This is a genomic window from Oceanihabitans sp. 2_MG-2023 (assembly GCF_030547245.1).
Lineage (GTDB): Bacteria > Bacteroidota > Bacteroidia > Flavobacteriales > Flavobacteriaceae > Oceanihabitans.
The window spans coordinates 1-24,570 of sequence record NZ_JAUOQT010000010.1 but is presented as its reverse complement, the minus strand read 5'-3'; the positions used below and the strand labels follow the sequence as shown (position 1 = coordinate 24,570).

The 24,570-nt window shown below is 30.0% G+C and carries 27 protein-coding genes; 15 read left to right on the top strand and 12 right to left on the bottom strand.

The window, feature by feature from the left end; genetic code table 11:
- The first annotated feature begins 12 nt into the window (after nucleotides 1-12).
- Complete coding sequence (locus tag Q4512_RS15310) at nucleotides 13-1,155, top strand: glycosyltransferase (protein ID WP_303426186.1); 1,143 nt, start codon at nucleotides 13-15, stop codon at nucleotides 1,153-1,155.
- A 176-nt stretch (nucleotides 1,156-1,331) separates the two neighbouring features.
- On the opposite strand, the gene Q4512_RS15305 is transcribed toward Q4512_RS15310, so the two are convergent.
- From Q4512_RS15305 to Q4512_RS15290, 4 genes are all read right to left on the bottom strand, one after another.
- The gene (locus Q4512_RS15305; protein WP_303426185.1) at nucleotides 1,332-2,642 is read right to left on the bottom strand and encodes an O-antigen translocase; all 1,311 of its coding nucleotides are present in this window, start codon (nucleotides 2,640-2,642) and stop codon (nucleotides 1,332-1,334) included.
- Between the two features lie 86 nt (nucleotides 2,643-2,728).
- A complete protein-coding gene (locus tag Q4512_RS15300) occupies nucleotides 2,729-3,829 on the bottom strand; it encodes a DegT/DnrJ/EryC1/StrS aminotransferase family protein (RefSeq protein ID WP_303426183.1) in 1,101 nt (366 codons plus the stop codon).
- On the bottom strand, nucleotides 3,826-4,566 hold the full coding sequence (locus Q4512_RS15295; RefSeq protein ID WP_368389422.1) for a GNAT family N-acetyltransferase: 741 nt from the start codon (nucleotides 4,564-4,566) through the stop codon (nucleotides 3,826-3,828). Before Q4512_RS15295 ends, Q4512_RS15300 begins: the two co-directional genes overlap by 4 nt.
- A gap of 304 nt (nucleotides 4,567-4,870) precedes the next feature.
- Nucleotides 4,871-6,343: a hypothetical protein gene (locus tag Q4512_RS15290; RefSeq protein WP_303426182.1), complete on the bottom strand. Its 1,473-nt coding sequence runs from the start codon at nucleotides 6,341-6,343 to the stop codon at nucleotides 4,871-4,873.
- Between the two features lie 588 nt (nucleotides 6,344-6,931).
- Here Q4512_RS15290 and Q4512_RS15285 point away from each other — a divergent pair.
- Both Q4512_RS15285 and Q4512_RS15280 read left to right on the top strand, forming a co-directional pair.
- Complete coding sequence (locus Q4512_RS15285; RefSeq protein WP_303426180.1) at nucleotides 6,932-7,873, top strand: hypothetical protein; 942 nt, start codon at nucleotides 6,932-6,934, stop codon at nucleotides 7,871-7,873.
- Nucleotides 7,866-9,014: a glycosyltransferase family 2 protein gene (locus Q4512_RS15280; RefSeq protein ID WP_303426179.1), complete on the top strand. Its 1,149-nt coding sequence runs from the start codon at nucleotides 7,866-7,868 to the stop codon at nucleotides 9,012-9,014. Before Q4512_RS15285 ends, Q4512_RS15280 begins: the two co-directional genes overlap by 8 nt.
- Here the strand turns inward: Q4512_RS15280 and Q4512_RS15275 are convergent.
- Genes Q4512_RS15275 through typA form a run of 5 tightly spaced genes read right to left on the bottom strand, consistent with a single transcriptional unit; the run spans nucleotide 9,005 to nucleotide 14,682 of the window.
- On the bottom strand, nucleotides 9,005-10,495 hold the full coding sequence (locus Q4512_RS15275) for a hypothetical protein (protein WP_303426177.1): 1,491 nt from the start codon (nucleotides 10,493-10,495) through the stop codon (nucleotides 9,005-9,007). The two genes, Q4512_RS15280 and Q4512_RS15275, sit on opposite strands and share 10 nt — an antisense overlap.
- Nucleotides 10,485-11,873, bottom strand: a complete 1,389-nt coding sequence (locus Q4512_RS15270; protein WP_303426175.1) for a class I SAM-dependent methyltransferase — start codon at nucleotides 11,871-11,873, stop codon at nucleotides 10,485-10,487. The genes Q4512_RS15275 and Q4512_RS15270 overlap by 11 nt, the downstream gene beginning before the upstream one ends.
- A gap of 3 nt (nucleotides 11,874-11,876) precedes the next feature.
- Complete coding sequence (locus Q4512_RS15265; protein ID WP_303426173.1) at nucleotides 11,877-12,074, bottom strand: hypothetical protein; 198 nt, start codon at nucleotides 12,072-12,074, stop codon at nucleotides 11,877-11,879.
- 38 nt (nucleotides 12,075-12,112) lie between these two features.
- On the bottom strand, nucleotides 12,113-12,871 hold the full coding sequence (locus Q4512_RS15260) for a nicotinamide mononucleotide transporter family protein (RefSeq protein WP_303426171.1): 759 nt from the start codon (nucleotides 12,869-12,871) through the stop codon (nucleotides 12,113-12,115).
- 11 nt (nucleotides 12,872-12,882) lie between these two features.
- On the bottom strand, nucleotides 12,883-14,682 hold the full coding sequence (gene typA / locus Q4512_RS15255) for a translational GTPase TypA (RefSeq protein WP_303426169.1): 1,800 nt from the start codon (nucleotides 14,680-14,682) through the stop codon (nucleotides 12,883-12,885).
- A 315-nt stretch (nucleotides 14,683-14,997) separates the two neighbouring features.
- Here typA and Q4512_RS15250 point away from each other — a divergent pair, with 315 nt between their 5' ends.
- From Q4512_RS15250 to Q4512_RS15240, 3 genes are read left to right on the top strand one after another with little or no spacing between them, the layout of a single operon-like run.
- Nucleotides 14,998-15,357 (top strand): hypothetical protein, encoded by a 360-nt coding sequence (locus Q4512_RS15250; protein ID WP_303426168.1) that lies wholly within the window; start codon nucleotides 14,998-15,000, stop codon nucleotides 15,355-15,357.
- Nucleotides 15,358-15,390: 33 nt separating this feature from the next.
- Nucleotides 15,391-16,209, top strand: a complete 819-nt coding sequence (kdsA, locus tag Q4512_RS15245; protein ID WP_303426166.1) for a 3-deoxy-8-phosphooctulonate synthase — start codon at nucleotides 15,391-15,393, stop codon at nucleotides 16,207-16,209.
- A gap of 21 nt (nucleotides 16,210-16,230) precedes the next feature.
- Nucleotides 16,231-17,103 (top strand): hypothetical protein, encoded by an 873-nt coding sequence (locus Q4512_RS15240; protein WP_303426164.1) that lies wholly within the window; start codon nucleotides 16,231-16,233, stop codon nucleotides 17,101-17,103.
- 24 nt (nucleotides 17,104-17,127) lie between these two features.
- Here the strand turns inward: Q4512_RS15240 and Q4512_RS15235 are convergent, their stop codons facing one another.
- Complete coding sequence (locus tag Q4512_RS15235; RefSeq protein ID WP_303426163.1) at nucleotides 17,128-17,496, bottom strand: DUF1801 domain-containing protein; 369 nt, start codon at nucleotides 17,494-17,496, stop codon at nucleotides 17,128-17,130.
- Nucleotides 17,497-17,584: 88 nt separating this feature from the next.
- Here Q4512_RS15235 and Q4512_RS15230 point away from each other — a divergent pair, with 88 nt between their 5' ends.
- From Q4512_RS15230 to Q4512_RS15190, 9 genes are all read left to right on the top strand, one after another.
- Nucleotides 17,585-18,193 carry a hypothetical protein gene (locus tag Q4512_RS15230; RefSeq protein ID WP_303426162.1) on the top strand — a complete coding sequence of 203 codons (609 nt, stop codon included), beginning with the start codon at nucleotides 17,585-17,587 and terminating at the stop codon, nucleotides 18,191-18,193.
- Nucleotides 18,190-18,510 (top strand): hypothetical protein, encoded by a 321-nt coding sequence (locus Q4512_RS15225; RefSeq protein WP_303426160.1) that lies wholly within the window; start codon nucleotides 18,190-18,192, stop codon nucleotides 18,508-18,510. Before Q4512_RS15230 ends, Q4512_RS15225 begins: the two co-directional genes overlap by 4 nt.
- On the top strand, nucleotides 18,511-18,966 hold the full coding sequence (locus Q4512_RS15220) for a hypothetical protein (RefSeq protein ID WP_303426159.1): 456 nt from the start codon (nucleotides 18,511-18,513) through the stop codon (nucleotides 18,964-18,966). It abuts the gene before it with no gap.
- A gap of 31 nt (nucleotides 18,967-18,997) precedes the next feature.
- Nucleotides 18,998-19,291: a transcriptional regulator gene (locus Q4512_RS15215; protein ID WP_303426158.1), complete on the top strand. Its 294-nt coding sequence runs from the start codon at nucleotides 18,998-19,000 to the stop codon at nucleotides 19,289-19,291.
- Nucleotides 19,292-19,361: 70 nt separating this feature from the next.
- Nucleotides 19,362-19,856 carry a Coq4 family protein gene (locus Q4512_RS15210; RefSeq protein ID WP_303426157.1) on the top strand — a complete coding sequence of 165 codons (495 nt, stop codon included), beginning with the start codon at nucleotides 19,362-19,364 and terminating at the stop codon, nucleotides 19,854-19,856.
- Between the two features lie 12 nt (nucleotides 19,857-19,868).
- The gene (gene creD, locus Q4512_RS15205; protein ID WP_303426155.1) at nucleotides 19,869-21,245 is read left to right on the top strand and encodes a cell envelope integrity protein CreD; all 1,377 of its coding nucleotides are present in this window, start codon (nucleotides 19,869-19,871) and stop codon (nucleotides 21,243-21,245) included.
- A 195-nt stretch (nucleotides 21,246-21,440) separates the two neighbouring features.
- The gene (locus Q4512_RS15200; RefSeq protein WP_303426153.1) at nucleotides 21,441-21,749 is read left to right on the top strand and encodes a hypothetical protein; all 309 of its coding nucleotides are present in this window, start codon (nucleotides 21,441-21,443) and stop codon (nucleotides 21,747-21,749) included.
- A 2-nt stretch (nucleotides 21,750-21,751) separates the two neighbouring features.
- Entirely contained in the window at nucleotides 21,752-22,129 is a 378-nt protein-coding gene (locus Q4512_RS15195) for a DUF2809 domain-containing protein (RefSeq protein WP_303426152.1), read from the top strand.
- Entirely contained in the window at nucleotides 22,122-22,787 is a 666-nt protein-coding gene (locus tag Q4512_RS15190; protein ID WP_303426150.1) for a DUF1361 domain-containing protein, read from the top strand. Before Q4512_RS15195 ends, Q4512_RS15190 begins: the two co-directional genes overlap by 8 nt.
- Here the strand turns inward: Q4512_RS15190 and Q4512_RS15185 are convergent.
- Nucleotides 22,784-23,566 (bottom strand): SDR family oxidoreductase, encoded by a 783-nt coding sequence (locus Q4512_RS15185; RefSeq protein ID WP_303426148.1) that lies wholly within the window; start codon nucleotides 23,564-23,566, stop codon nucleotides 22,784-22,786. The genes Q4512_RS15190 and Q4512_RS15185 overlap by 4 nt on opposite strands.
- Nucleotides 23,567-23,594: 28 nt before the next feature.
- Nucleotides 23,595-24,570: Ig-like domain-containing protein (locus tag Q4512_RS15180; protein ID WP_303426147.1), on the bottom strand; the 976-nt coding region annotated here is incomplete at its 5' end.

The window sequence follows — 24,570 nt, the reverse complement described above, 5'->3', positions numbered from 1 at the left end:
CAAAGATAGTAAATGAAAATTTTATTAATAGGAGAATATAGTAGATTACATAATTCTTTAAAAGAAGGGTTAGAATCGCTTGGAGCACAAGTTACTATTGCCGGTTTTGGTGATGACTTTAAAAATTATCCTGTCGATATTTATTTAAAAAACGCGTATAACAAAGGGATTCTACTTTTAGCAAAAAAAATCATCTATAAATTAACAGCAATAGATATTACTTCTTTAAGTACGAAAAGGCAAATTAACAAACACAAAAGTAAGCTTGTTAATTTTGATGTTGTCCAATTAATAAATGAAAACCCTTTTTGTACAATTCCGAAATTAGAGATCACATTATTACAACACCTTTTCAAACATAATAAAAAAGTGTTTTTACTGTCTTGTGGTACCGATTATATCAGTGTAAATTATGCTTTTGACAAAAAGTTTAGATACTCCATTTTTACTCCGTATGAAAACAATAAAGTCTCTAAAGCTAATTACTGGAATGTATTAAAATGGCGTACAAAACCTTTTAAAAAATTACATGATTATGTTTTTAAAAACATTCAAGGCGTAATTTCAAGCGACTTAGATTATCATTTACCAATGCGTAATGACAATAAATATATTGGCTTAATACCGAACCCCATAAACACAGATAAAGTAAAAGTAGAGCCCATAAACATTACAAATAAGATTGTAATTTTTCATGGCATAAATGACAAGAATTACTACAAAAAAGGTAATGATTTATTTGATGAAGCATTACAAATAATTAAAGATAAATATCCCTCAAAAATTGAGATTATTGAAGCTAGAAGCCTTCCGTATTCCGAATATATAAAATCTTATAATTCTGCTCATATCCTTCTGGATCAAGTATTTGCTTATGACCAAGGTTATAACGCCTTAGAAGCAATGGCAAAAGGAAAAGTGGTTTTTACTGGAGCAGAACAAGAATGGTTAGATTATTATCATATTGAAGAAGATACTATTGCTATAAATGCCTTACCAGATGCTAAAAAAATTGCAGAAAAATTAGAATGGCTAATTCTACATCCGGAGAAAATTGCTGAAATTTCTAAAAACGCTAGAGCTTTTATTGAAAAAGAACATCATTACGTTTTAATAGCTAAAAAGTATTTAGAAGCTTGGTCTATAACGCGCTAAATTAATGTCCTTATCCTTTTCACTAAAGCGCCTCTTAGTATAACATTTTCAGGCAAAACCTTTCCTTCGAAGCAAATAAAGGTATTCTCTATTTCAACTGAAGATGGATAGGATCTAAAACGAACTTCTTTCATTCTAATAGTAAAAAATACAATTCAGAAAAAAAAAAAAACGTACTAGTCATTAGCTTCATCTACATCAGGAATAACACCAAACAACGAAGAACTAAAGATTAATAAGATTACCACATAGTAAATAAGGTAATTAACAAAGTGAGCTATTGCTGCCCCTTTTACACCATACAAGTCAATAAAATATATGTTCGCTAAATACATTAATAGTACAGAAAACGCTTCGGTTATTATATAGTGCCAAAACATATTTTTTGCTAAAAACTGATAGGCTATTACAATGGATAAAATCTTAACAAAATCACCTAGTAGTTGCCAAAAAAACAAATCTTCTACGGGTTTAAATTCGGCAGTAAAAACAATTGCAACAATATACGATCTAAGGAAATAAATAATAACTAAACCTACCGCAAAAATGGGGATTATCGTTTTATAAAACCCAAAAACTTCTTTTCTAAATTCTTTAACGTTATCTATTTCAGACAAACGAGGTAAAATATATAAGGTTAACAAAGAACTTACAAACATTAAATAATACTTTGATATTCGTGTCATTGCTTCCCAAAAACCAGCAGCTTGAGGACTAACATTATCTATAATATAAGTACGAACTGCAATTGCTACAAGAGGTAAAATTATTGCAGAAAACAATGCCATTACCGAATATGAGCTTAATTTTTTAATAGAAGAAAAACTTATACTCTTAACCTTTACTAGCGGCATTAAGTTTCGATGATTTAAAATACCAACCAGAGTAATTAATAAAATTAAAGACTCCGCAATTACAATAGCAATTAAGGCGCCGTCTATTTTATTTAACCAAATTAAAACAATCGTTATAAGCGCTCCTAAAACTTGACCAATAATACTAATAATAAGAATGATTCTATATTTGGAAAACCCATTTAAAATGGAGAAAGCGAACATATTCAACGCATAGAAAGGTAATGCAATTGCAAATATTTTAATTACATACGCATAATTATTATATGCTGGAAAAAGATAGTTATTGATATGTTCTGCATTAAAATAACTTAAAAAAGAAACCAGAAAAGTAGATATAAAACCTAAGTAAAAGACGGTCGATAAGGTTTTACTTAATTCTAAAGCATTGTCTTTAAACTCTGCCACATATTTAACCACGCCGTTATAAAGCCCAAGAATAGAAATGGATTGTGCGGAATGTAAAAAATTACGCAAATTCCCAATTAAAGCCATTCCTTCTGCTCCTATAAAATAAGCAATAGCTTTAGAGGTTAAAAAACCCGTAAGTATTTTAGTTAAAACTGCCGCAGAGTTTAGCGAAGCAACTTTAAATAAAACATTAGAGTTTATATAATTTAATACGCGCTTCATCGGTTTACACGTTTTGATTTATTGCGTATAGAGGAAGCATTTGCATATATTTTTTTTAGATAAAATGTAGGTCGAAATATTTTCAATTAATAGCCGTTTAAAATTTTAATAACTTGCGTTACCTCGTCAGCTGTAAGAACAGGACTCATAGGTAAACTTACAATGTTTTTATGAATTTCTTCTGTTATTGGCAATTCTAATGACTCAAATGCTTTAAATGCCTCTTGTTTATGGGGCGCAATAGGATAATGCATTAAAGTTTCTATTTGATGTTGATCTAAATAATTTATAAAATGGTCTCTATTTTCTACTAAAACTACAAACACATGAAACACATGATTGTTAGAATTATTATAAAACGGAAGTATTACTTTTTCGTTATTAACTTCAGCAATATAGCGCTTTGCTACCTGTCTTCTAATTTCATTATCTGCATCTAACGTTGGAAGTTTTACATTTAAAAATGCGGCTTGAATTTCGTCCAATCTATTATTAAATCCGATTAGTTCATTTACATATTTTTTGGAAGCACCGTAGTTTCTTATTTTTTTAATCACTTCTGCTAAAGCAGTATTATTTGTAGTAACTGCTCCTGCATCACCTAAAGCACCAAGATTTTTACTCGGATAAAAACTAAAGGCTGCAGCATCACTTAAATTTCCCGCTTTTTTGTTGTTTTCATACACTGCACCATGTGCTTGTGCTGCATCTTCGACAACTAATATATCATGCTTTTTTGCAAGTATATTAATACGTTCCATATCTGCTATTTGTCCGTATAAATGTACCGCAAGAATCGCTTTTGTTTTTGGTGTTATTTGCTTTTCAATATTAGTGACAGAAATATTATAAGTGTTTAGGTCTGGTTCTACAAAAATCGGTTTTAATCCAGCTTGCATTACCGATATGATACTTGCTATATATGTGTTTGCAGGCACAATAACCTCGTCATTATCTTGTAATAGGTCAAGTTCTTTATAGGCCTTAAATATTAAAATTAATGCATCTAAGCCATTACTTGTTCCAACACAATGTTTGGCACCGCAATAGTTTGCAAAGTTGGTTTCAAAAGCTGTTACTTGCTTGCCTAAAACATAGTAACCAGAATTTAAAAACTGTTGAAACTGTTCTTGAAACTGCATTTCAAAACGTGCATTAATTTTATGTAAGTCTAGAAACTTAATCATATAAAAATAGCATCAAGGTTATTAATATTTTTTAAATCTATTTGGTAAAAGTCTTGCGTAATGGTTCTTGCTCCAAAACCTTCTTTCCAGTATTGCAATCCTTGATTTATATTTTTGCTTTGGTTTTCATTCGAGATTCCGAAATCAAAATAAGCTTTATCGGCAAAGACTTCCTGCATCAAATATAGATGTAAAAAATCTAAACTTCCTATTATATTTTTATCTTCATTACCAGAAATGTATTGGGAATGCGCAACATATTTTGTTTCAAAAATAGTAGTTCCAGCAACAATTTCATCGTTCTTATACACGTTAAATTGTCTAATTTGTTTTGGAAACTTACGCTTTAAATATGTAATTTCTGCTAAACTATGAACTGGTTGCGCTTCATGCTTCGCATTTAAATTTGGTACGAGAATCGTATTCCAAAAAGCATCGAACGTTTCTACTTCTTCCACTACCAAATTATTTTTTAAAGCTCTTTTATTTCCTGCAATTCTATCTTTAGATGGCTTTGGTTTTTGCTGCACATTTAAAACCGAAAGCGTATCTCTACGAATCAGATCTGCTTTCAAAATAAAAGACAAATACTGCATTTCATCATTTGGCACCAAACTATAAAAAGAAGGAAGCTCTTTTAGCTGTATACTTTCAAACCCATTTTTTTTATAAAAACTTAAGGCTGCTTTTAAACAGTCGGCAAACTCTTTTAGTTTTATGGTTTCTAAAACTACCATTCCGCCATACGTTAAACCTTGATGCGAGTATATTTTATTCCCTACAAAGTTAGCAGGTAAAACAGCTATGAGTTTTTCTTTTTTAAAAACAAGTATCGAGTAATCGTTAAATCGATCTTCATGGTATTCTATAAAGTCTCTATGAAATAGAAAAGTAGCATTTTTGGCTTTCGTTATAAAACGATCCCAAAGTGCTTTATGCCCCGGTTTATATTTATGTATCGTGAAAATAATTACTGCGTTTTTTTAGAAAGCTGAATTTACTAATTTAAAAGCTATTTATGTAATTTAACCGCTTTGAAGTTTAGTTTCCCTCCTTTATTAAATTATAATCGCCATTACTTTTTATTGCTTGCTGTGGCTTACGGAATATACCGTTTTTATTATCTAGGTAATAGCTTTCATCTTCTTCTAGATTATTTAGGTAGGTTTCATCTTCACTTAACACTGAAAACAAAACTCGGAACAAATTAACATTGGATTTTAATTTCACATCTTCATCTCCTACTAAATTACCATTCCATTTTATAGCTAATAATGAAGAAAAAATAGAATTCATATTTTGAATACTATTATATTTTTCCGTAAAGTTATCTAAACCAAGCATTCCTCCATGATCTGCAATTACTATTACAATAGCATCCGGGTCTTGAATAGCTATATGATTGATCGTTTTTTTTAACCATAAATTGGCCTCCTTAATTCTACTTAAATACCATTCTCTTTCGATTTCTACATCTGTAATATCATCATAAAGTATAACGTGATGCGGCATTAATTTTTCTACAAAGAAGAATTTTGGATTAGAAGCATCTATTTTCATCATTTCCTTTAAATCGACTAAAACATCTTTTTCGACATTTCCACCATGACTAAAAAGCGGTATTTCCTTTAGGCTAATATTTCTATAATCATACTTTTGATCACTATTATTGTGTTGAAAATATTCATTTTCAACAACCAAAAATGTACTATAATTATTCTTGTCCAAAATAGAAATAACCGGATTTTCACCACTTATAACATCTCGTGCATTTAGCATTTCTAGTGAAGGAAAAATATATTCACCAAAATAGTGATGTTTCATACTAAACATGGATGCATTAGAGGTCAAAGTAGCTGGATAATTGCTTCTAAAATCGGGATATACTTTAAAGCCTTCTGTTTCTAGCCAATTATATATTTCACTTTCCGAATTATATGGCGCCTGGCTTAAAACCTCTTTACTAACATAACCATCTGGCTGTATTAAGTAAATATTTGGTGTTTTTGTTAGCTCCACATTTTCAATAGCATCTGGTTGTTCTTGCCAGCTTAATGGTTTAAAAGAATCATATAAAGAAATTACAATTTTACAAAAAGGAAAAATACACATTAGTACTACTAATACTAAAAGCTTCTTGTAGGATTTGTAAAACTTAAAGGATAATAAAAAGGCAAGAATATAGATAAGAACTAAAGCCTTCTTCATTAGTTTGAAATAAATAATTTGAGATAAAAATGTAGCAACAACAATAATTACAAGAACAAAAAGCAAATGTTTTTTATACTTTTTTAAAGCGGGTAATCTATTAAAGATAAAATAAGAAATGGTAAAAACAAAAACGGAAACCCCCACAAATAAAAGAAAAAAGGTTGCAAATTGTTCTAGTGAGTTTTTAGAAAAAAAGTAGTTAGAATAAAAATATAATAAAGGATACAAACCACATATTAATCCTGCTAGTAGTGGCGTATCTTTATCTGAATTTATGAAGTTTAATATTTTGTTTTTAATCATAGTGCTAAATTCAACTTGCAAGTGAAATCACTTACTTATTCGTTTTTTTTATCTAGTTTTATAATAGGCAGGTAATTTAGTCATTTTCTAACTTTTATAATTCTTCTCTAAGGTAATTTTATATAGATGGATAAAGAAAAGTTAATTTTCAATATTATTTATACGTATTACTAGAATATATTTTAAGAATAAGCTCTTGTTTTAATCCAATAACTCTATATTTAAACTCTCTAAATTAAACTTCTTTTGAAAGCTAAAAAACTTTTTAATACTAACTACATTCTATTATTTGGTTATGCTTTGATTTTTTTTTACTTACTGTATAAAGGAGCTATTTACTATCCTGACTCTCCAAGTTATTTAGAAGCAAACATTTTTAGATCTCCTGGCTACCCTATTTTCACTAGGCTTATTCAAGTTTTTAGTCAAAACTATTTTGACTATGTCATTCTGACAATACAGATACTATTTAATCTATTTGCTATACATATTCTATATAAAAAAGTATTAGACTTGCTAACTCTCAATTTAGTTTTTAAGATCCTATTATTTGCTATTTTAGTTTTCCCTTTATTTGAACCATTATTAATGGCTAATAGAATTTGTTCGGAAGCTATTAGTTATCCTTTGTATTTATTATTTATCTCCTTTACGCTACATTTTTTATTTAAAAAGAATAACAGGTCTTTAATATTCCTTTCCATTAGCTATGTATTGTTAGTGTTAACTAGAGGTCAATTTCTTTTATTGCCAATTATTATAGCATTTATATATGTATTAAAATGGAGGAAATCTATTTTTAAACAAGAGAAGTTAATTCCATTTATTATTCTTCTTTTTATTCCTCTACTTCCTATATTACTAGACAAAAGTTATCATAAAGTAAAGGACGGTGTTTTTATCTCTACTCCTTTTAAATATGTAAACGCAATGGCTTCTGCATTATATGTTAGTGAAGCTAGTAACGTAAACTTATTTAAAGATCCCGATCTTAAACACATTTTTAAAATGAGTCATGATTTTACAGCAAAAAACAATTGGCTAATGTCTAGTAAAGAAAGAGCTTCCTTTGCTGCGTACTACAACGATTTTCATGGAAAATTAGTCCATATTTGCAATACTACTTTTCATAACAAAGGGACACAATACTATCTAGACAAAAATCAATCAATTGTTGAAGCTAGAACCAACATAGAATTAGCAGGAAAAAAAATGTTTCCAATACTTATTAAAAACAACTTTAGTAAATGGTTTCCTTTATATTTAAGCAATATCATTCATGGCTTTAAATCCGTTTTTCTATTAATATTCATTGCTATTATTTTATTTTTTAGCGGATTAAAAATATGCCGTTTTTATTCTGATAAGTTTGCCATTCTATTTCTTTTCTCTTCTTTTATTTTAATAAATGCACTTATAGTATCTTTCGTTAGCCATTCTATTATAAGATATTTATTTTATAATTACTTTTTAATTTTTTTAATCTTTGTTGAACTTTACAAACTAATTCTTACTAAGAAAAATGATTGAACTATCTGTTGTAATGCCGTGTTTAAACGAAGCAGAAACCCTAGAAACCTGTATTGTAAAAGCATTCACCTTTATGAAGCTTCATGCTGTTTCTGGAGAAGTAGTTATTGCAGACAATGGTAGTACTGATGGTTCACAAGAAATAGCCAAAAAACTAAACGCCAGAGTCATTACTGTTAAAAATAAAGGCTATGGCTCTGCCCTTAGAGGTGGTATTGAAGCTGCAAATGGCAAGTATATAATTATGGGGGATGCTGACGATAGTTATGATTTTGAAGCACTTTTACCTTACTTAAAAGAGCTAAGAAATGGTAATGATCTTGTTATGGGAAACAGGTTTAAAGGTGGAATAAAAAAAGGCGCAATGCCTTTGCTTCATAAATATTTAGGAAACCCTGTATTATCGTTTATTGGGAGATTGTTTTTTAAAATCCATATTGGTGACTTTCACTGTGGTTTAAGAGGATTTTCTAAAGAAGCGTATTACAAAATGAATTTACAAACTACAGGAATGGAGTTTGCATCAGAAATGATCGTGAAATCTAAACTTAACAACCTAACTATAGCAGAAGTATCAACCATTTTACATGAAGATGGAAGATCAAGACCTCCGCATTTAAACACGTGGCGAGATGGTTGGAGACATTTACGTTTTTTAATGCTATATGCTCCTAACTGGTTGTTTTTATATCCTGGTATTCTTCTATTTTTAGTTGGTTTTATTTTTTCTACTTTATTAATTAAAAGCCCGTTAGTTTTTGAAACATTTACATTAGATGTGCACACCTTACTTTACACTTCAACCTTTTTACTTATAGGTTTTCAGTTTATAGTATTTTATGCATTAACAAAAATTTATGCTGTAGAAAATGGCTTACTCCCCAAAAGTAATAGATACAATAAGTTATTCCACTTCTTAAACTTAGAAAAAGGGCTTATTCTTGGTTTCGTTATACTATTAATAGGATTAGGTCTAAGTTATAATGGCTTTTCGAACTGGAAGGCTTTAAACTTTGGAAACCTAAATATAAAAACTACCATTCGAAGTATTATACCTGCTGTTATAGCATTACAATTAGGGATTCAAATAATTATTTTCAGTTTCTTTTTTAGTATTCTAGGATTAAAGAATCAAAATTGAATTTTATTAAAAACAACTTCCCCTTCTTCATTAATTAGTTCATAAACTCCAAAAGGAGCCTTTTTTTCTATAATAGTATAACTTTTATCTTCTTGAAGGTGTTCTAAATACTGTTCATTTTCACTTAAGTAAGCAAATAAAATTCGAAACAAATTTACATTCGTTTTTAGTTTATCATCAAAATTCGGAGCTTGATTTGGCCATTTAATAGCTAAAGCAGAAGTAAAAATAGTGTATACCAAATCTCTTTCTGTTTGTTTTACTTTAGACTGTGAAGTATAATCCATACCAACAAAGCCGCCATGATCTGCTACCACTACTATCAAACTATTAGAATCATTTTTAGTTATAATATCAATAGTTTGTTTTAACCAGACATTTGATTCTTCTAGCTCCTTTAAATAATTTAATCTTCCAATATCAGCACCTTTTGAACCGCTTTTATAATTAGCTATATGCCCAGGTTTTATTTTTTCAATAAAATAGAAATTATTAGTTTTAGCATTACTTATTATAGAAGTTTCCAAATCTTTTACTAGATCTCTTACAATAACATTTCCTTTGGATAAATAAGAGACCTCTTTATTTATTAGATTGGAATAATCATATTCTATTTCGGGTCTATTTAATAATAAATAAGGCTTTTCAAGTAATAAAAGGGTCTTATAATTATTCTTTTTAAAAATAGAAATTACAGGGTTTTTTCCAACAATAATATCTCTTGCATTATAAAGCTCATTCATTCCTGGCTTTGGCTCATGGAAATAATGGTGTTTCATAGAAAACATAGAACTGTTTGAACTTAAAGTTGAACTGTAATTACTTCTATAATTAGGATACAGTTTAAAATTATTTTCTACTAAAAAAGATTCAAATTTACTATTATCATAATTATAATTACTCTTATTTAATTCAGCAAAATTTGCATAACCATCTGGTTGAATAATATAAACATTAGGTCTTTTTTTAAATAGCACTTCTTCAATAGTATCTGGTTGTTGCATCCAAGCGCTAGAGTATGTTAAGTGTCTGTGAAAATTTGGTAGTAATTTTGAAAAAACAAAACAGGAAAGTAGGAGCTGAAATACAATTACTTTTTTAAAATGCTTTTTTAATAAAACACCTAGAGCAATTGGTATTAATAATAATAAAAAATTTTCCTTATTATCAAATCCAAATGTGCTTAAAATTATTAGAAAAGTAAATATAGATAGGTTTAAAACTGGTAATATATAGCCGCTATACTTTTTTAAAAAGCTAGTTTTAAAAAAAAACTTATAAAGCAGATAAAAACTAACTGCAGGAATAAGTATATATATAAATGCAAAGAAAAAAAACTGACTCCAAGAATTTACTAAAGTAAAATTCTTATCATAATAATATAACAAAGGATAAAGTCCTGCTGCAAGAGCAGCAATAATTGGAGTTTCTTTTTTACTATCAATAAAATCAACAACCTTATTTCTTAAATTATTTAACATCTTTCGGCTTTAGCAAATACATCACGCGTTCGCTATTTGCTATAGATTTTTTTTCTATTACCTCAAAATATATAGCATAAGCGGTTTCAAAATTCTCTAAAGAATACCAATCAAAATAATCTTTAAAATCTACCTTACTACTTAACAAGCGTTGTACCCAAGAATCGTTTCGTTTTGGGAATTCGATAACCAAGTGCTTAGAAAACGATGCGAAAAACTGCGCAGACATTTCAAAAGTTACGTTACCAGATAAAGACATGTGGTGAATAACCGCCAATGCTAATGTAACATCTGGCGTAAAATCTTTCATTCTATTTATAAAAGAATCCCGTTCTTTATTTTGAAAACCTATGGCTGCAGACGGATTTAAAACATCTAAAACAAAAGGAGTAATAAAGGATTCTTTATTTTCTCTAATGGCTTTATAATTAAAATCTACTGCGTTATTATCGATATCACAAACCAGAGCTTGCTGTAAGTCTGTAGTTATTTTTCTAACAAAAGTACCATCATTTCCACCAACATCAATTAGCGTTTTCGTGTTTAAATTGGTAATCCACGAATTAATTATTGCAGATTTTTCCACAAAAGCATCTGTACTATAATTGGTTTTATCATAATAATTCCCCCATTCGCTATGCTCTTTTAAAGACAGTTTTTTGATATAATCATACAAACTTTGTATGATATTTAATTGTCCTTTTTTAGACAAAGCGGAAGCTTTAGATTCCCCTTTATAGTCTTCGTTATGCTTATCTTCAAATTTGGCTAACAAATGAATATTAGAATACAAAAAAGGATTCATTTTGGTTTTAAACGGAAGCATAGAAGCTAGCATTTTAATAGGAATTCCATCTATAAAATTGCTCATCAACTTTAAAGATTGTGCACCATGATAATGTGCTAAAACTAAAGGACCTAAAAAATGAGTAATAAATTGTTTGTATGCGCGCCAAGGTGAGTTTTCTTGATAGAAATCGAAAGAAAGTGTATCTATAAAAATAGCTTTGCCTTCATGAAAAGCAATGTTAAAAGCCGTTGCATCTTTAAGTGAAAAACCTTTTTCTAAACTGTACTTCTGAAGCTTAAGTGTTAATAAAGCAGCTTCTTTATACATATTAAAACTCCATTCGTAAGGGTAGCTTATAAACGGAATATGATCTGGCTGAATAACAATTTTATCTCCGGTTTTAGATTTTTCGCTATGCGGAATTAATAGTTTGTTTATAAATAAACTATCAAAAAATCCAGAAGTAGTTAGCGCTTCGTATTGCTTAAAATATATAGGAAAAATAGCTCTTTTAATAACGCCTTCTTCCGTAAAAATATAACCAGAAGGATCTCTAAATGAAGAAGCATGCTTGCTATTATCTACCACGAACTATTGTTTATTTTCTGTATCTTGATCTTTAATTTCAATATCATCAAACATTTCTTCTTCTTGGTTTTTAGAAAACCCTAAAAGTGTTTTTATTTTATACATTAACCCTTTTGAAAACAAAACAACTCCTGCAACTGCTGCTACAACTGCTTGAACAATCATTGCTCCTAAACCTGGATCGAAATATAAAAAATGCATATTAAAATTTTTTGTAAATATAGTAAACTTAAACTTTACTACTCACTTATATCTTTAGATTTAATATCTCCATTTATTTTCCAGTCAAAAAAAGTAAGTATAGCATTAATAATATAAAAAACATACTTTACAACATTAGCAATATTTCCTTGAATTACATTTTTTATAATTTGCACTAAGTTATAAAAAGACCAAGTTAAAAATGTCTGTTCGTATTTAAAAGCTGTACTTATGTTTCCTACCAAAGAAATACCAAAAATAATAGCCACAGTGTGCTTAAAAAACGGATTAGTAATATTTGTACCAAACCAATAAAACCCTAAAAAAACTAATGTATAGGAAACCAAAAAAGCACTAAAAATTAACAAATAATACTTTGCATCTGCTTTTTTTACGCGTTCCCCATCATGCCATTTTTTTGTTGCTATTATAGCGATTACAAAAGTTAAAGGATAGGTAATAATTGCAGAGCGGTTACCAAAAAGGTAATCGATAACACCAGAATTAACGGTTGTAAAAATACCAATAAGATTTCCTAAGTTTTGCTGTTTAACTATCATTCTTGCTGCTAACAAAGACACAACAGCTCCCAAAGTAGACAAAAGCCCAATTGGGAAAGCTCCTTTTACAATATATGCATACAGCTCTACAAAAGGAATCCCAAATACGATCTTTCCATTAAAATAAATGGTTTCATGAAAATCTCTATAAATACAAATGGCCAAAACCAAAATTACGCCAAATAAATCCACATAATTAGAGTGGACTATTTGACGTAATGTTTTTTTGTTGAGCACTTAAGTTTTACTTAAGCGATCTTGTTTCTTTTACGATCTGTTTCCGATAACCAAATTTTACGTAAACGTAAGTGATTTGGAGTAACTTCTACATATTCGTCTTTTTGAATATATTCTAAAGCCTCTTCTAAGCTAAATTTAATTGCCGGTACAATTTTAGCTTTATCATCTGCTCCAGAACTACGTACATTACTTTGCTTTTTAGCTTTTGTAATATTTACAGCCATATCATCTTGACGAGAATTCTCACCAATTACTTGTCCTTCGTAAACACTCTCTCCTGGTTCAATAAAGAATTTCCCTCTATCTTGTAATTTATCAATAGAATAAGGAATAGCAGTACCATTTTCCATAGATATTAAAGAACCTGAAATACGTCCAGGAATCTCTCCTTTTAAAGGCTGGTATTCTTTAAAACGGTGTGCCATAATAGCCTCTCCAGCAGTAGCTGTTAGTAATTGGTTACGTAAACCAATAATACCACGAGAAGGGATTATAAACTCACAAATCATACGTTCTCCTTTAGCAACCATGCTTAATAACTCCCCTTTACGTTTGGTTACAAACTCTACCGCTTTTCCAGAGACTGTTTCTGGAAGATCAATAGTTAACTCTTCTATTGGTTCACATTTAACACCATCAATTTCTTTAATGATTACTTGTGGTTGTCCAATTTGAAGTTCATAACCTTCACGACGCATTGTTTCGATTAAAACCGATAAGTGTAATACACCACGACCAAAAACCATAAACTTATCTGCAGTATCAGTTTCGCCTAAACGAAGTGCTAAGTTTTTTTCTAATTCTTTTGCTAAACGATCTTTTATATGACGAGATGTTACATATTTACCATCTTTACCAAAGAAAGGCGAATCGTTAATTGTAAATAACATACTCATTGTTGGTTCATCTATCGCAATAGATTTTAAACCTTCTGGATTTTCTATATCGGCAACAGTGTCTCCAATTTCAAATCCTTCAACACCAACAAGTGCACAAATATCTCCAGTTTGAACGCTTTGTACTTTTTTACGTCCTAGACCTTCAAAAATAAATAATTCTTTAATTCTTGTTTTTGTAGTTGTTCCATCTGCTTTTACTAAAGAAACCTGTTGTCCTTCTACAAGACTTCCTCTTTGTAATCTACCAATTGCAATACGACCTGTAAAGGAAGAGAAATCTAAAGATGTAATTAACATTTGTGTTGTTCCTTCTTCAAATTTTGGTGTAGGAACATGCTCTATAACCATATCTAATAATGGTTCTACATTTTCCGTTTCTACTTTCCAATCGTCACTCATCCAGTTGTTCTTTGCAGAACCGTATACCGTAGGGAAATCTAGTTGCCACTCTTCTGCTCCTAATTCGAACATAAGATCGAAAACTTTTTCATGTACCTCATCTGGAGTACAGTTTTCTTTATCTACTTTATTTACAACAACACAAGGTTTTAAGCCTAAATCAATTGCTTTTTGTAATACGAAACGTGTTTGAGGCATTGGCCCTTCAAAAGCATCTACCAATAGTACAACACCATCAGCCATATTTAATACACGCTCTACTTCTCCACCAAAATCGGCGTGACCAGGAGTATCAATGATATTAATTTTTGTGTCTTTGTATACTACCGATACGTTTTTAGAAGTAATTGTAATTCCTCTTTCTCTTTCTAAATCGTTGTTATCTAGAATTAAATCACCAGTATTCTGGTTTTCTCTAAAGAGTTGACAATGGTACATGATTTTATCTACTAATGTAGTTTTACCATGATCTACGTGTGCAATAATTGCAATGTTTTTAATATTAGCCATAATAGTGCCTTATTTTAAGCGTGCAAAGGTACATTAAATTCTTGTGAATATATGCATCTTATAAATTATTTCTAATTTCCATAAAATATACTGGATTTCAATACATTATAAAAACAGCTCAAAATCGCTACTGCTTTATTACATTACCGATTATTGATATTACATTTTAACATATCAATTCTTTTTTAGTTAATAATTTGTTATAATTGAAAAATACTGTAATTTTTCTTACTACTTTTCGTTCTAATATTTAATTGTTCCCTAAAACAACTAAACAGAATTACAAATTATCCCTAATTAAAAATTAATAGCATTATGAACCAAATTAGTAAGTACTCCAAATTCATCCCATATCTATATTACTTAACAATAATTGCTTATTGGTTTACAGATATAAATAAAAGTGAAGGTGTTTCTGCCTATCCTATTTTATTATTTGGTATCCCGTTTTTATGGCAACTAATAAAACCTAATAAGAAATTAAACTTTGGATTAGGTATTACATTTGTGTGTTTATCTTCGTATATGATATTAGCATACTTATCTGATTTATTTCATATTGTTACCATATCTAATGCTTCAAAACAGTTTGCTCTTTATGGTGGATTAACAGTTGCCGCTAACTTTTTCATGGCATTATGGATTATGAGAAATAGTATGAAAAAAACTTTTTAAATTGATTACCTTTGTCGCTTAAATTTTAAGTTGATGAATCTTCAAGATATTCCAAAAATAAAACATACCAATTCTAATAATTTTTTCCTTTTAGCAGGACCTTGTGCTATTGAGAGTGAAGAAATGGCATTTCGGATAGCCGAAAAAGTAGTAGAAATTACTAACAAATTAGAGATTCCTTATATCTTTAAAGGGAGTTTTAAAAAAGCAAACCGAAGTAGAATTGACAGTTTTACAGGAATTGGAGATGAAAAAGCTCTAGAGATTTTAAAGAAAGTTTCCGAAAAATTTGATGTACCAACGGTTACAGATATTCATGAAGCTAGCGATGCTGCGTTTGCTGCAAAATATGTAGATGTTTTACAAATCCCAGCATTTTTAGTGCGTCAAACCGACTTGGTCGTTGCTGCCGCAAAAACAGGTAAAGTGGTAAACTTAAAAAAAGGGCAATTTATGAGTCCCGAAGCCATGAAACACGCAGTACAGAAAGTAAAGGATTCAGGAAGCGATAAAGCATGGATTACAGATAGAGGTACCATGTTTGGCTACCAAGACATGATTGTAGATTTTCGTGGCATACCAACCATGCGCAAATACGCACCTACGGTTTTAGACGTAACACATTCTTTACAACAGCCAAATCAAAGTGTTGGTGTAACTGGAGGAAGACCAGATATGATAGAAACTATAGCTAGAGCTGGAATTGTAAATAATGTTGATGGTTTATTTATTGAAACACATTTTGATCCTGCAAATGCTAAAAGTGATGGCGCTAATATGTTGCATTTAGATAATTTAGAAAAATTGCTCACCAATTTGGTAGCTATTAGAAAAACTATAAACGCATTATAATTATCCCAAATCATATTTGTAATGAAAAATGCTACGCAAACAAAACTAGCACTATTTAGCTTAATATTATTTTCTGTATTTACAACTGCTCAAGAAACGCAAGTAGAAATTAATACCGAAAAATACACAGCGAATAACAAAGGAAAGTTTTTTATAAGCTGGGGAGGAAACAGAGAAACCTTTTCTAAATCGGATATTAGATTTCAAGGGGAAGGTTACGACTTTACCATTCACGATGCTTCTGCTAAAGACAAACCAAAAGGTTGGCATATCGATTATATTAACCCTACACGAATGACCATACCGCAAACCAATGTGAAGGTTGGTTATTTTATTTCTAACAAATACAATATCGCTTTTGGTGTAGACCATATGAAATATGTAATGAAAAGAAATAAATATAAAAATGTTAGTGGCTATATAGACCTTCCGGAAGACGAAGAAGGCAGCATTTACAACCAAGAATTTAGTGGAGACTCCTATTTTGTTTCCGAAGACTTCTTAAAATTCGAACACACCAATGGCTTAAATTATGTGTATTTAGAGTTTAATAGGTTTGATGATATTTCTTCCCTTTTAAAAATTAATAATACCGATATCTTTCAAATAAATTTAACCGAAGGTTTTGGTGCTGGAGCTCTATATCCAAAAACAAACACGACACTTTTACAAAAAGAAAGGTATGATGAGTTTCATGTAGCTGGCTATGGTGTTTCTTTAAACGTTGGACTAAACCTTACTTTCTATAAATACTTTTTTATAGAAACCGATTTAAGAGGTGGTTTTATTAATATGCCAGACATTAGAACAACAAGTAATAGCAACGAGAGTGCTTCGCAACATTTCTGGTACTTACAACGTGTCATTTCTGTTGGAGGAAGATTTAGAATTTAATCTACTTTTATCTAGTATTTATCTTTACTTATAAAAACTTTTGTCTTTGTGTTTATATACCTCTTCAAGAATTGCAACAAAAATAGCATCATCTACTTCTTCTAAAGCTGTATAACGTAATGATTTTACTAATTTCCTGTTTTCACTAACTAAATAATCTACATACTTTTTAGAGATATGTGCCGAATGCCAAAAGCCAACATCTACAAATGCTTTTTTATGAGTAGCATTTAAGTAGCAAATAGGTTTTTTATTAATATAATAACAAGGTATTCGCCACTTATACTTCAATTCTGCTTCAGGTAAAGTATGTTCAATTACTGCCTGTAAATGCATTAATATAGCACGATATGGCTCAGGTTGGTTAACTATATAATCTTCAGCTGGATTCATGCTTAAAAATAATAAAATTTATTTAGGAAACTTTTAACTTGTAACATTGCTTTATTTTTATTTACTTTGTATTTCAAAGTACTTTTATATGGAAGCTAAAGATTATTTAAAAGACATTAGTGAGATTAAAAACCTAATGAATAAATCTTCAAGATTTATTTCTTTAAGTGGCTTATCAGGAATATTAGCTGGGATTTACGCACTAATTGGTGCAACTATTGCATATTGGTTGGTAATAAATCATAGCTATGGCACATTACTTTTAGATGGTTGGGTCTTTAAAACTTGCTTACTTATTTTAGCCTTAATAGCTTTTTTTAGTATTGCAACTGCAATATTTTTAACCACTAGAAAAGCAAAAAAGAATAATGAAAAAATTTGGGACACCTCTTCAAAACGTTTAATCTTTAACTTTTTAATTCCGCTAATTACTGGAGGTATTTATATTTTAATCATTTTAGCACAACAAAAATATGGACAAGCTGGGGCTTTAATGCTCATTTTTTATGGTCTTGCACTTGTTAATGCATCCAAATATAGTATTGGAGATATTAGGTATTTAGGTTTCATAGAAATTATTTTAGGTTTAATTTGCGCGCTGTTTCCTGGTTATGGCTTTATACTTTGGGTTATAGGCTTCGGGTTTTTACATATTGTTTACGGAACTATAATGTATATTAAATACGATAAGAAATGAGTAATACAATAAAGACAGGGTTAATTGCTACCTTAATGATATATGTACTTGGAGTAACCTTTACGTATTATTCCAACCAAAAGTTTCATCTGCAATTTGAAAAATTTGATATAGACAAGAATGGCTCTATAGATGCCAACGAAATGTCTGAACAAGCAGAATTCTATTTAATCCAAAAAGAAAAACGAAAAACAACAAAGCAAGCAATTATAATATTAATTCCTGTTGCGATAATTATTGGTTTTATTTGCTTTGCTATTGCAGTGCTTTTTAAGAAAATGAAAACAATAGACACGAATGAAATTAATTACCAATAGATGAGCTTTCTAATAATTCTAATTCTTGCTATTCCTTCCTACTTTTTATCAAAGTGGGGCTTAAAAAAATTTAATCTAGGAAACGACGAGAACAGAAAATTAATAGCCCTAATACCAGCTATATTATTAAGTCCTATAATTTATATCGGACTAATGTATTTATGGATATTATCGATTTCGTATTATCCTACCAATGATTTCGATAAACAAGAATGGGAAACTAATATTGAGGAGAGGTATAAAATGTCTGAAGACATCATAGAAAGTAAAATATTAATCGGAAAAACAAAAGAAGAAATAATCGAATTATTAGGAAAAGATTTTTACACATACAACCAAAATCACATTGCCTATGGCATTGGATTTGTTCCCGGACTTTTTAGTATGGATCCAGATGTATTAGATATCTATTTTGAAAATGGAAAGGTTACTAAAGTAGAGCAACACCAAACTTAAATAAAAAAATTCCTGCTTGTTCAGGAAATATATGAGTATAATAACCAACATAAATAAAGCTTTCGATCATCGCATTAGATTAGGCATCATGTCTATTTTAATGGTTAACGAATATGCCGATTTTAAAATGCTTAAAGAGCTACTAGAAGTTACCGATGGTAATTTAGCAAGTCACACCAAAGCACTTGAAAAAGTAGCATATATTACAGTAGAAAAACAATTTATTGGCCGAAAACCAAACACACGATATGCAACAACAAATCTTGGTAGAGCTGCATTTAAAAAACATATTGAAGCGCTTGAAAAATTAATTAACAAACAATAAACTCCTTCCTTGCAAGGGATAGAAATATTTTTTTAATCTTTTACTTTGAAATTCAAAGTACTTTATATTTATGAAAAAAAGAAAACAACTTATCGAATGGCTTTTTGAAAAATCTCAAAAAATATATACCAACATATTCAAAAAGCATCAACCATGGGGAATTTACAAAGCAGAGCTTTTAACCTATCCAGAGGCTTCTCTAGGTAAACATCTTGGCGAATTTTTAGATAAAAACAACTTCGAATTAATTTCTAAAGTAGAAAGACATGATGCCTACCATACTTTAACTGGGTTTGGCTCCAAAGTAGAAGACGAGATTGCACTACAATGTTTATGCTTTGGAAACGGAAAAAGAAGTCCTTATTTATTTGGAGCAATTGTATTAGGCGTAATTATTCTCCCAGAGTATTACAAGTACTATTACAAGTCTTACTTAATAGGTAAAAACGCAAATTCTTTTCATCAATATGATTATAAAAAACTATTACAAGTAAACATACATTCATTTAGAATGAGCATTTTTTCGAAACAACAATTAGACATTCTATTAACAACAAAAATCTAAAACACTTTTACTATGGAAGAAATACAAAAACATAATACAAACAGATTCACCAATTGGCTAAAAACATCTATAACTGCAAGAATGCTTATGATAGGTTTTTTAACCTTAATATTACTTGTTCCATTATCGTTTATAGAAAGCTTAATAAAAGAACGTGCATTTAGGCAACAGGATGTAGTAAACGAAATCAACCAAAAATGGGGGAATCATGTTTTAGTCTATGGTCCCATTTTAAAGATCCCTTATAAAACTTATAGCGAAACAAAAACCTATAACGAAAAGACAAAAACCTACTTTAAAGAAACCCAAACACATATTAATTATGCATATATCTTTCCCGAAAATCTAGATACTAAAGCTTCAGTAAATTCTAAAACCTTAAACAGAGGTAACTTCGAATCTGCTGTTTTTACAACCAACATGGATTTTTCAGGGTATTTTATCCCTACAGACCTTTCTTCAAAAGGAATAAAAAAAGAAGACATTATTTGGGACAAAGCAAGCGTAATCATAAAAACATCTAACCTAAAAGGTATTAAAAGTGAAATGCTTTTAAAACTAAACAACAATACCTATTCTTTTCAAACCAATTTTAATGACACCAACAATAATAACCACAATCGTCTAGACGTATTAGAATCTGGATTTATAAAAACCGAAGATATTACCGAAACAAGGAATTCTAATTTTAATATTACAATGGCTTTTAATGGTAGCAAGCAAATAGAATTAATCCCTATTGGTAAAACCACAACCATGAGCATGACTTCTAATTGGGCAGATCCAAGCTTTATTGGCAACTATTTACCAGACGACGAAACCAAAGAAATTACCAAAAACGGATTTACAGCAGACTGGAAAATACTTCACATTAATAGAGCTTTCTCGCAACAACACCTTAACAAAATACCAAACCTCAACAGCTTTGCTTTTGGCACCAAATTTATGGTCATGGTAGACGAGTATCAAAAATCCGAACGCTCTGCAAAATACGGTTTTCTAGTTATTGGTTTAACCTTCCTCATTTTCTTCCTTATACAAAGCTTAAGCAAAATAAACATTCACCCTTTTCAATATTTAATGATTGGTATTGCACTCACCATGTTTTATACCTTACTCGTTTCTATTTCCGAGCACAGTAACTTTTTAAAAGCCTATCTTATTGCAGGTATTTCGGTAATTGTACTCATCACACTCTATTCCAAATCCATACTAAAAAACTTTAAATTCCCCATTTTTATCGGGGTATCACTCACAGCACTTTACACCTTTATTTACGTAATCATTCAATTAGAAAACTACGCATTATTAGTTGGTAGCATTGGTTTATTCCTCATCCTAGCTACTGTTATGTTTGTGTCTAGAAAAATAGATTGGACAAACGGATAATGAATAAGTAGGACGTTACCCGTTTCGCAAAAAAGCTTCAAAGGGTCGCGCTTTACGTTAAATCTTTTTGCAAAACAGAGCTAAACTTGTTTCAATATTTTATTAATAACAAACTTGTAAGCCAATAGAACTAATTCACTTTATAATCTCGCAAAAAGGATACCACTGCAATCGCTAACGCAAATAGTAACTATCATGAAAAATATAATTTTAACCAGTAAAATAACAGCAGCAACCAGCTTTATTATAGGAACAGTATTATTAGCCGTTTACCTATATTTTGATAATCTAAAAAACCTAGAACAAATCGGATTCGGTTTTATACTAATAGCATTTTGGATAAACCTTATTTTATTAGTTATTCTAATTATTTCCGCTTTTGTAAAACCTAAATTTAGAATCGAAATACTAAAAACCTGCGCTATCTTATTATTAAACATACCAATAGCAATAGGTTACTTCTTTTTAGTTTTATGGTCTTTAGATTTAAGCAAGCATTTTTAATTATGAAATTTCAATGTAACAAAAACTACAGCATAGCAGCCATTGTACTATTTATAGTAGAAGCTTTTATTGCAACCTTTTTAAAAGATGGTTTTATCCGACATACTTTTGGCGATTACCTTGTCGTTATACTACTCTATTGTATGTTTAAAAGTGTTATAAAAACAAAACCATTTTATATCGCAATAGCAGTTTTTATCATTGCTTATGGTATCGAGTTTTTACAACTCACCCATTTTTTAGAAGTATTAAAGCTTCAAAACAACACAGTAGCTAAAATTATTTTAGGAAGTACTTTTAGTATTCAAGATCTAATCGCTTACACATTAGGTATTATTACCATTCTAATTTTTGAACACAAAACACAAAACAATGCATAATTTAAAATCCCATATCTTTAATCAATACAAAGTCATTTCACTCCTTAGTGCTTCTATGCTTTTAAGTATCTTTTTACTAATGGTTAGAATAAAAATTACACACACTTATTTTTTCATATTTTTAGTATGGAACTTGTTTCTTGCAGTGATACCTTATGCAATTACAATCTACTTAAAAAGCAGAGAAAAAACAAACAAATTTCAACTTGCAATAGCGTTTAGTATTTGGTTGCTCTTTTTACCTAATGCGCCTTATATTATTACAGACCTAATACATTTAAAAATTAGTGAAAACCCATTTTTTTGGTTAGATGTTTTACTAGTAACTTCCTTTGCTTATAATGGGTTAATGCTATTCTTTTTAAGTATGGTAGATATAAAAAAATTATTGCAAAATTATTTTAGTAAAAACAAGGTAAGTTATCTTATGCATGCAATTCTTTTATTAACTGCTTTTGGTATTTACTTGGGTAGATTTTTACGCTATAATTCTTGGGATATTTTACAACACCCTTCTATCCTTTTTAAGGATATATTACACATGGTTATACAGCCAAATCAACACTTAGAAGTTTGGTTATTTACGTTTACATTTGGCTGTTTTTTAGCCATTAGCTTTCGTATGTTTCAGGTTTTTCAAAAAACAGGAAACAGTTAATCTTCTCTGTTTTTTTCTTGAATCTTTCTAACAATATTAGCAGCTACATTTCTAGGCATTAACCTTGGTAGTGTAGCAAGAAATTTATTAAAACCTCCAGGTATTGCCACAGGTTTCCCTTTTAACATGGCTTTATAACCATAAGCAGCAACTGCTTTGGCGGAAGCCATATTAAAAGTGATTTTATTTTCTTTACTATCTTCTGAAACTGTTTCTTGAAAATGCGTTTTTGTTGGCCCAGGACATAAAGCGGTTACAGAAACTCCTGTTCCCTTTAGTTCACATGCAATAGCTTCAGAAAAAGAAAGCATATAACCTTTAGAAGCATAATAAATAGACATTAAAGGTCCTGGTTGAAAAGCCGCAAGAGAAGACATGTTTAATATTTTACCCGATTTACGTTTTACCATACCCTCTAAAACCAGTTTAGTTAAATGTGTTGTGGTCATTATATGCACATGCAACATAGCAGATTCTCGCTCCCAATTGGTTTCAGCAAAAGAGCCAAACAAACCAAATCCTGCATTATTAATTAACACATCAATTGGTTCGTTATTTATATCGTCTATAATTTCTTGTGAAATATTTGGAAGGCTTAAATCTTTAGCTAGCGTTATTACTTCTACTTTAAAACCACGTACTAATTCATCTTTTACTTTAGCTAGATTTACTGCATTAATATCAACTAATATCAATTTGTAAGCGTCTTTGGCTAATAAAAGAGTTAACTCATAGCCTAATCCAGATGCTGCTCCTGTTATTAATGCTGTTTTAGTCATGTTGTGATTTTAAAATAATTATTTTTTTTTAGTTTACAATTAATGTTACAGATGCAGTAGAACAGTTATCATTACTAGTGAAATTTTCACATATTTGATAATCGATAGTATACGTCCCTGAAGGTACATTAGCAATTAATATATCAATAGTTCCGTTGGTATTTAACACAAAATAATCGCCACTACTATTCGATATTGTATTTACAGTTACTGCGTAATTTATCATCGTTCCTCCATTTAAAGTATCATTATCTAATACATTTAAAATAGAAGTTGCTGTAGCACTACCATCTATTGCGTCTAATGCATCATTTACAGCCGTAATTGTATTGTTTACATATATACTAACCGATGAAGTACTGCAATTATTTGGGTTTGCAATTTCACATATGGTATATGGAAATTGATAATCTGCCGAAGGTGTAAACTCTAATGGCATAGAAATATCACCATTGGCATCTAAAGATATATAATCTCCTTGATTACCATCGCCTACCGTTATAGTCACATTATTTGGTGTAGCATCTAAACCATTTAAGGTGTCATTATTTAATACATTTAAAAGCGTTTGTCCTTGTGGTGTACCAACAGCATTTATCCAGTCATATACTGCATTAATACTACCTGAAGTATTGAATACATATAAAGTCACTGTTGCAGAAGCGCAGTTGTTTGGATCTGTAATTTGACAAATAGTATAGAATATATCGTAGGTTCCTGTTGGTGTGTTTTCATTTACATCAATAGTTCCATCTGCATTTAGAAAAATGTTATTTGGGAAATTGGTAGAGGAAGTTATGGTTACTTCATTTGCATTTACTGCTATTCCATCAATAGTATCGTTATTTAAAACGTTTACAACTGCTGTTGCTCCCAGAGAGTTAGAAACTTCAATACCATCCATGAAATCGTCTTCTGCATTAATTATTGCTGTAGTATCATCTGTATTGGTAACAAATAAAGTTACTGTTGCAGAAGCGCAGTTGTTTGGATCTGTAATTTGA

Excerpts from the sequence above, each read along its gene's own strand:
- Q4512_RS15310 (WP_303426186.1), top strand. The coding sequence starts at position 13 with ATGAAAATTTTATTAATAGGAGAATATAGTAGATTACATAATTCTTTA.
- Q4512_RS15305 (WP_303426185.1), bottom strand. The coding sequence starts at position 2,642 with ATGAAGCGCGTATTAAATTATATAAACTCTAATGTTTTATTTAAAGTT.
- Q4512_RS15300 (WP_303426183.1), bottom strand. The coding sequence starts at position 3,829 with ATGATTAAGTTTCTAGACTTACATAAAATTAATGCACGTTTTGAAATG.
- Q4512_RS15295 (WP_368389422.1), bottom strand. The coding sequence starts at position 4,566 with ATGGTAGTTTTAGAAACCATAAAACTAAAAGAGTTTGCCGACTGTTTA.
- Q4512_RS15290 (WP_303426182.1), bottom strand. The coding sequence starts at position 6,343 with ATGATTAAAAACAAAATATTAAACTTCATAAATTCAGATAAAGATACG.
- Q4512_RS15285 (WP_303426180.1), top strand. The coding sequence starts at position 6,932 with ATGGCTAATAGAATTTGTTCGGAAGCTATTAGTTATCCTTTGTATTTA.
- Q4512_RS15280 (WP_303426179.1), top strand. The coding sequence starts at position 7,866 with ATGATTGAACTATCTGTTGTAATGCCGTGTTTAAACGAAGCAGAAACC.
- Q4512_RS15275 (WP_303426177.1), bottom strand. The coding sequence starts at position 10,495 with ATGTTAAATAATTTAAGAAATAAGGTTGTTGATTTTATTGATAGTAAA.
- Q4512_RS15265 (WP_303426173.1), bottom strand. The coding sequence starts at position 12,074 with ATGCATTTTTTATATTTCGATCCAGGTTTAGGAGCAATGATTGTTCAA.
- typA (WP_303426169.1), bottom strand. The coding sequence starts at position 14,682 with ATGGCTAATATTAAAAACATTGCAATTATTGCACACGTAGATCATGGT.
- Q4512_RS15250 (WP_303426168.1), top strand. The coding sequence starts at position 14,998 with ATGAACCAAATTAGTAAGTACTCCAAATTCATCCCATATCTATATTAC.
- kdsA (WP_303426166.1), top strand. The coding sequence starts at position 15,391 with ATGAATCTTCAAGATATTCCAAAAATAAAACATACCAATTCTAATAAT.
- Q4512_RS15240 (WP_303426164.1), top strand. The coding sequence starts at position 16,231 with ATGAAAAATGCTACGCAAACAAAACTAGCACTATTTAGCTTAATATTA.
- Q4512_RS15235 (WP_303426163.1), bottom strand. The coding sequence starts at position 17,496 with ATGAATCCAGCTGAAGATTATATAGTTAACCAACCTGAGCCATATCGT.
- Q4512_RS15230 (WP_303426162.1), top strand. The coding sequence starts at position 17,585 with ATGGAAGCTAAAGATTATTTAAAAGACATTAGTGAGATTAAAAACCTA.
- Q4512_RS15225 (WP_303426160.1), top strand. The coding sequence starts at position 18,190 with ATGAGTAATACAATAAAGACAGGGTTAATTGCTACCTTAATGATATAT.
- Q4512_RS15220 (WP_303426159.1), top strand. The coding sequence starts at position 18,511 with ATGAGCTTTCTAATAATTCTAATTCTTGCTATTCCTTCCTACTTTTTA.
- Q4512_RS15215 (WP_303426158.1), top strand. The coding sequence starts at position 18,998 with ATGAGTATAATAACCAACATAAATAAAGCTTTCGATCATCGCATTAGA.
- Q4512_RS15210 (WP_303426157.1), top strand. The coding sequence starts at position 19,362 with ATGAAAAAAAGAAAACAACTTATCGAATGGCTTTTTGAAAAATCTCAA.
- creD (WP_303426155.1), top strand. The coding sequence starts at position 19,869 with ATGGAAGAAATACAAAAACATAATACAAACAGATTCACCAATTGGCTA.
- Q4512_RS15200 (WP_303426153.1), top strand. The coding sequence starts at position 21,441 with ATGAAAAATATAATTTTAACCAGTAAAATAACAGCAGCAACCAGCTTT.
- Q4512_RS15195 (WP_303426152.1), top strand. The coding sequence starts at position 21,752 with ATGAAATTTCAATGTAACAAAAACTACAGCATAGCAGCCATTGTACTA.
- Q4512_RS15190 (WP_303426150.1), top strand. The coding sequence starts at position 22,122 with ATGCATAATTTAAAATCCCATATCTTTAATCAATACAAAGTCATTTCA.
- Q4512_RS15185 (WP_303426148.1), bottom strand. The coding sequence starts at position 23,566 with ATGACTAAAACAGCATTAATAACAGGAGCAGCATCTGGATTAGGCTAT.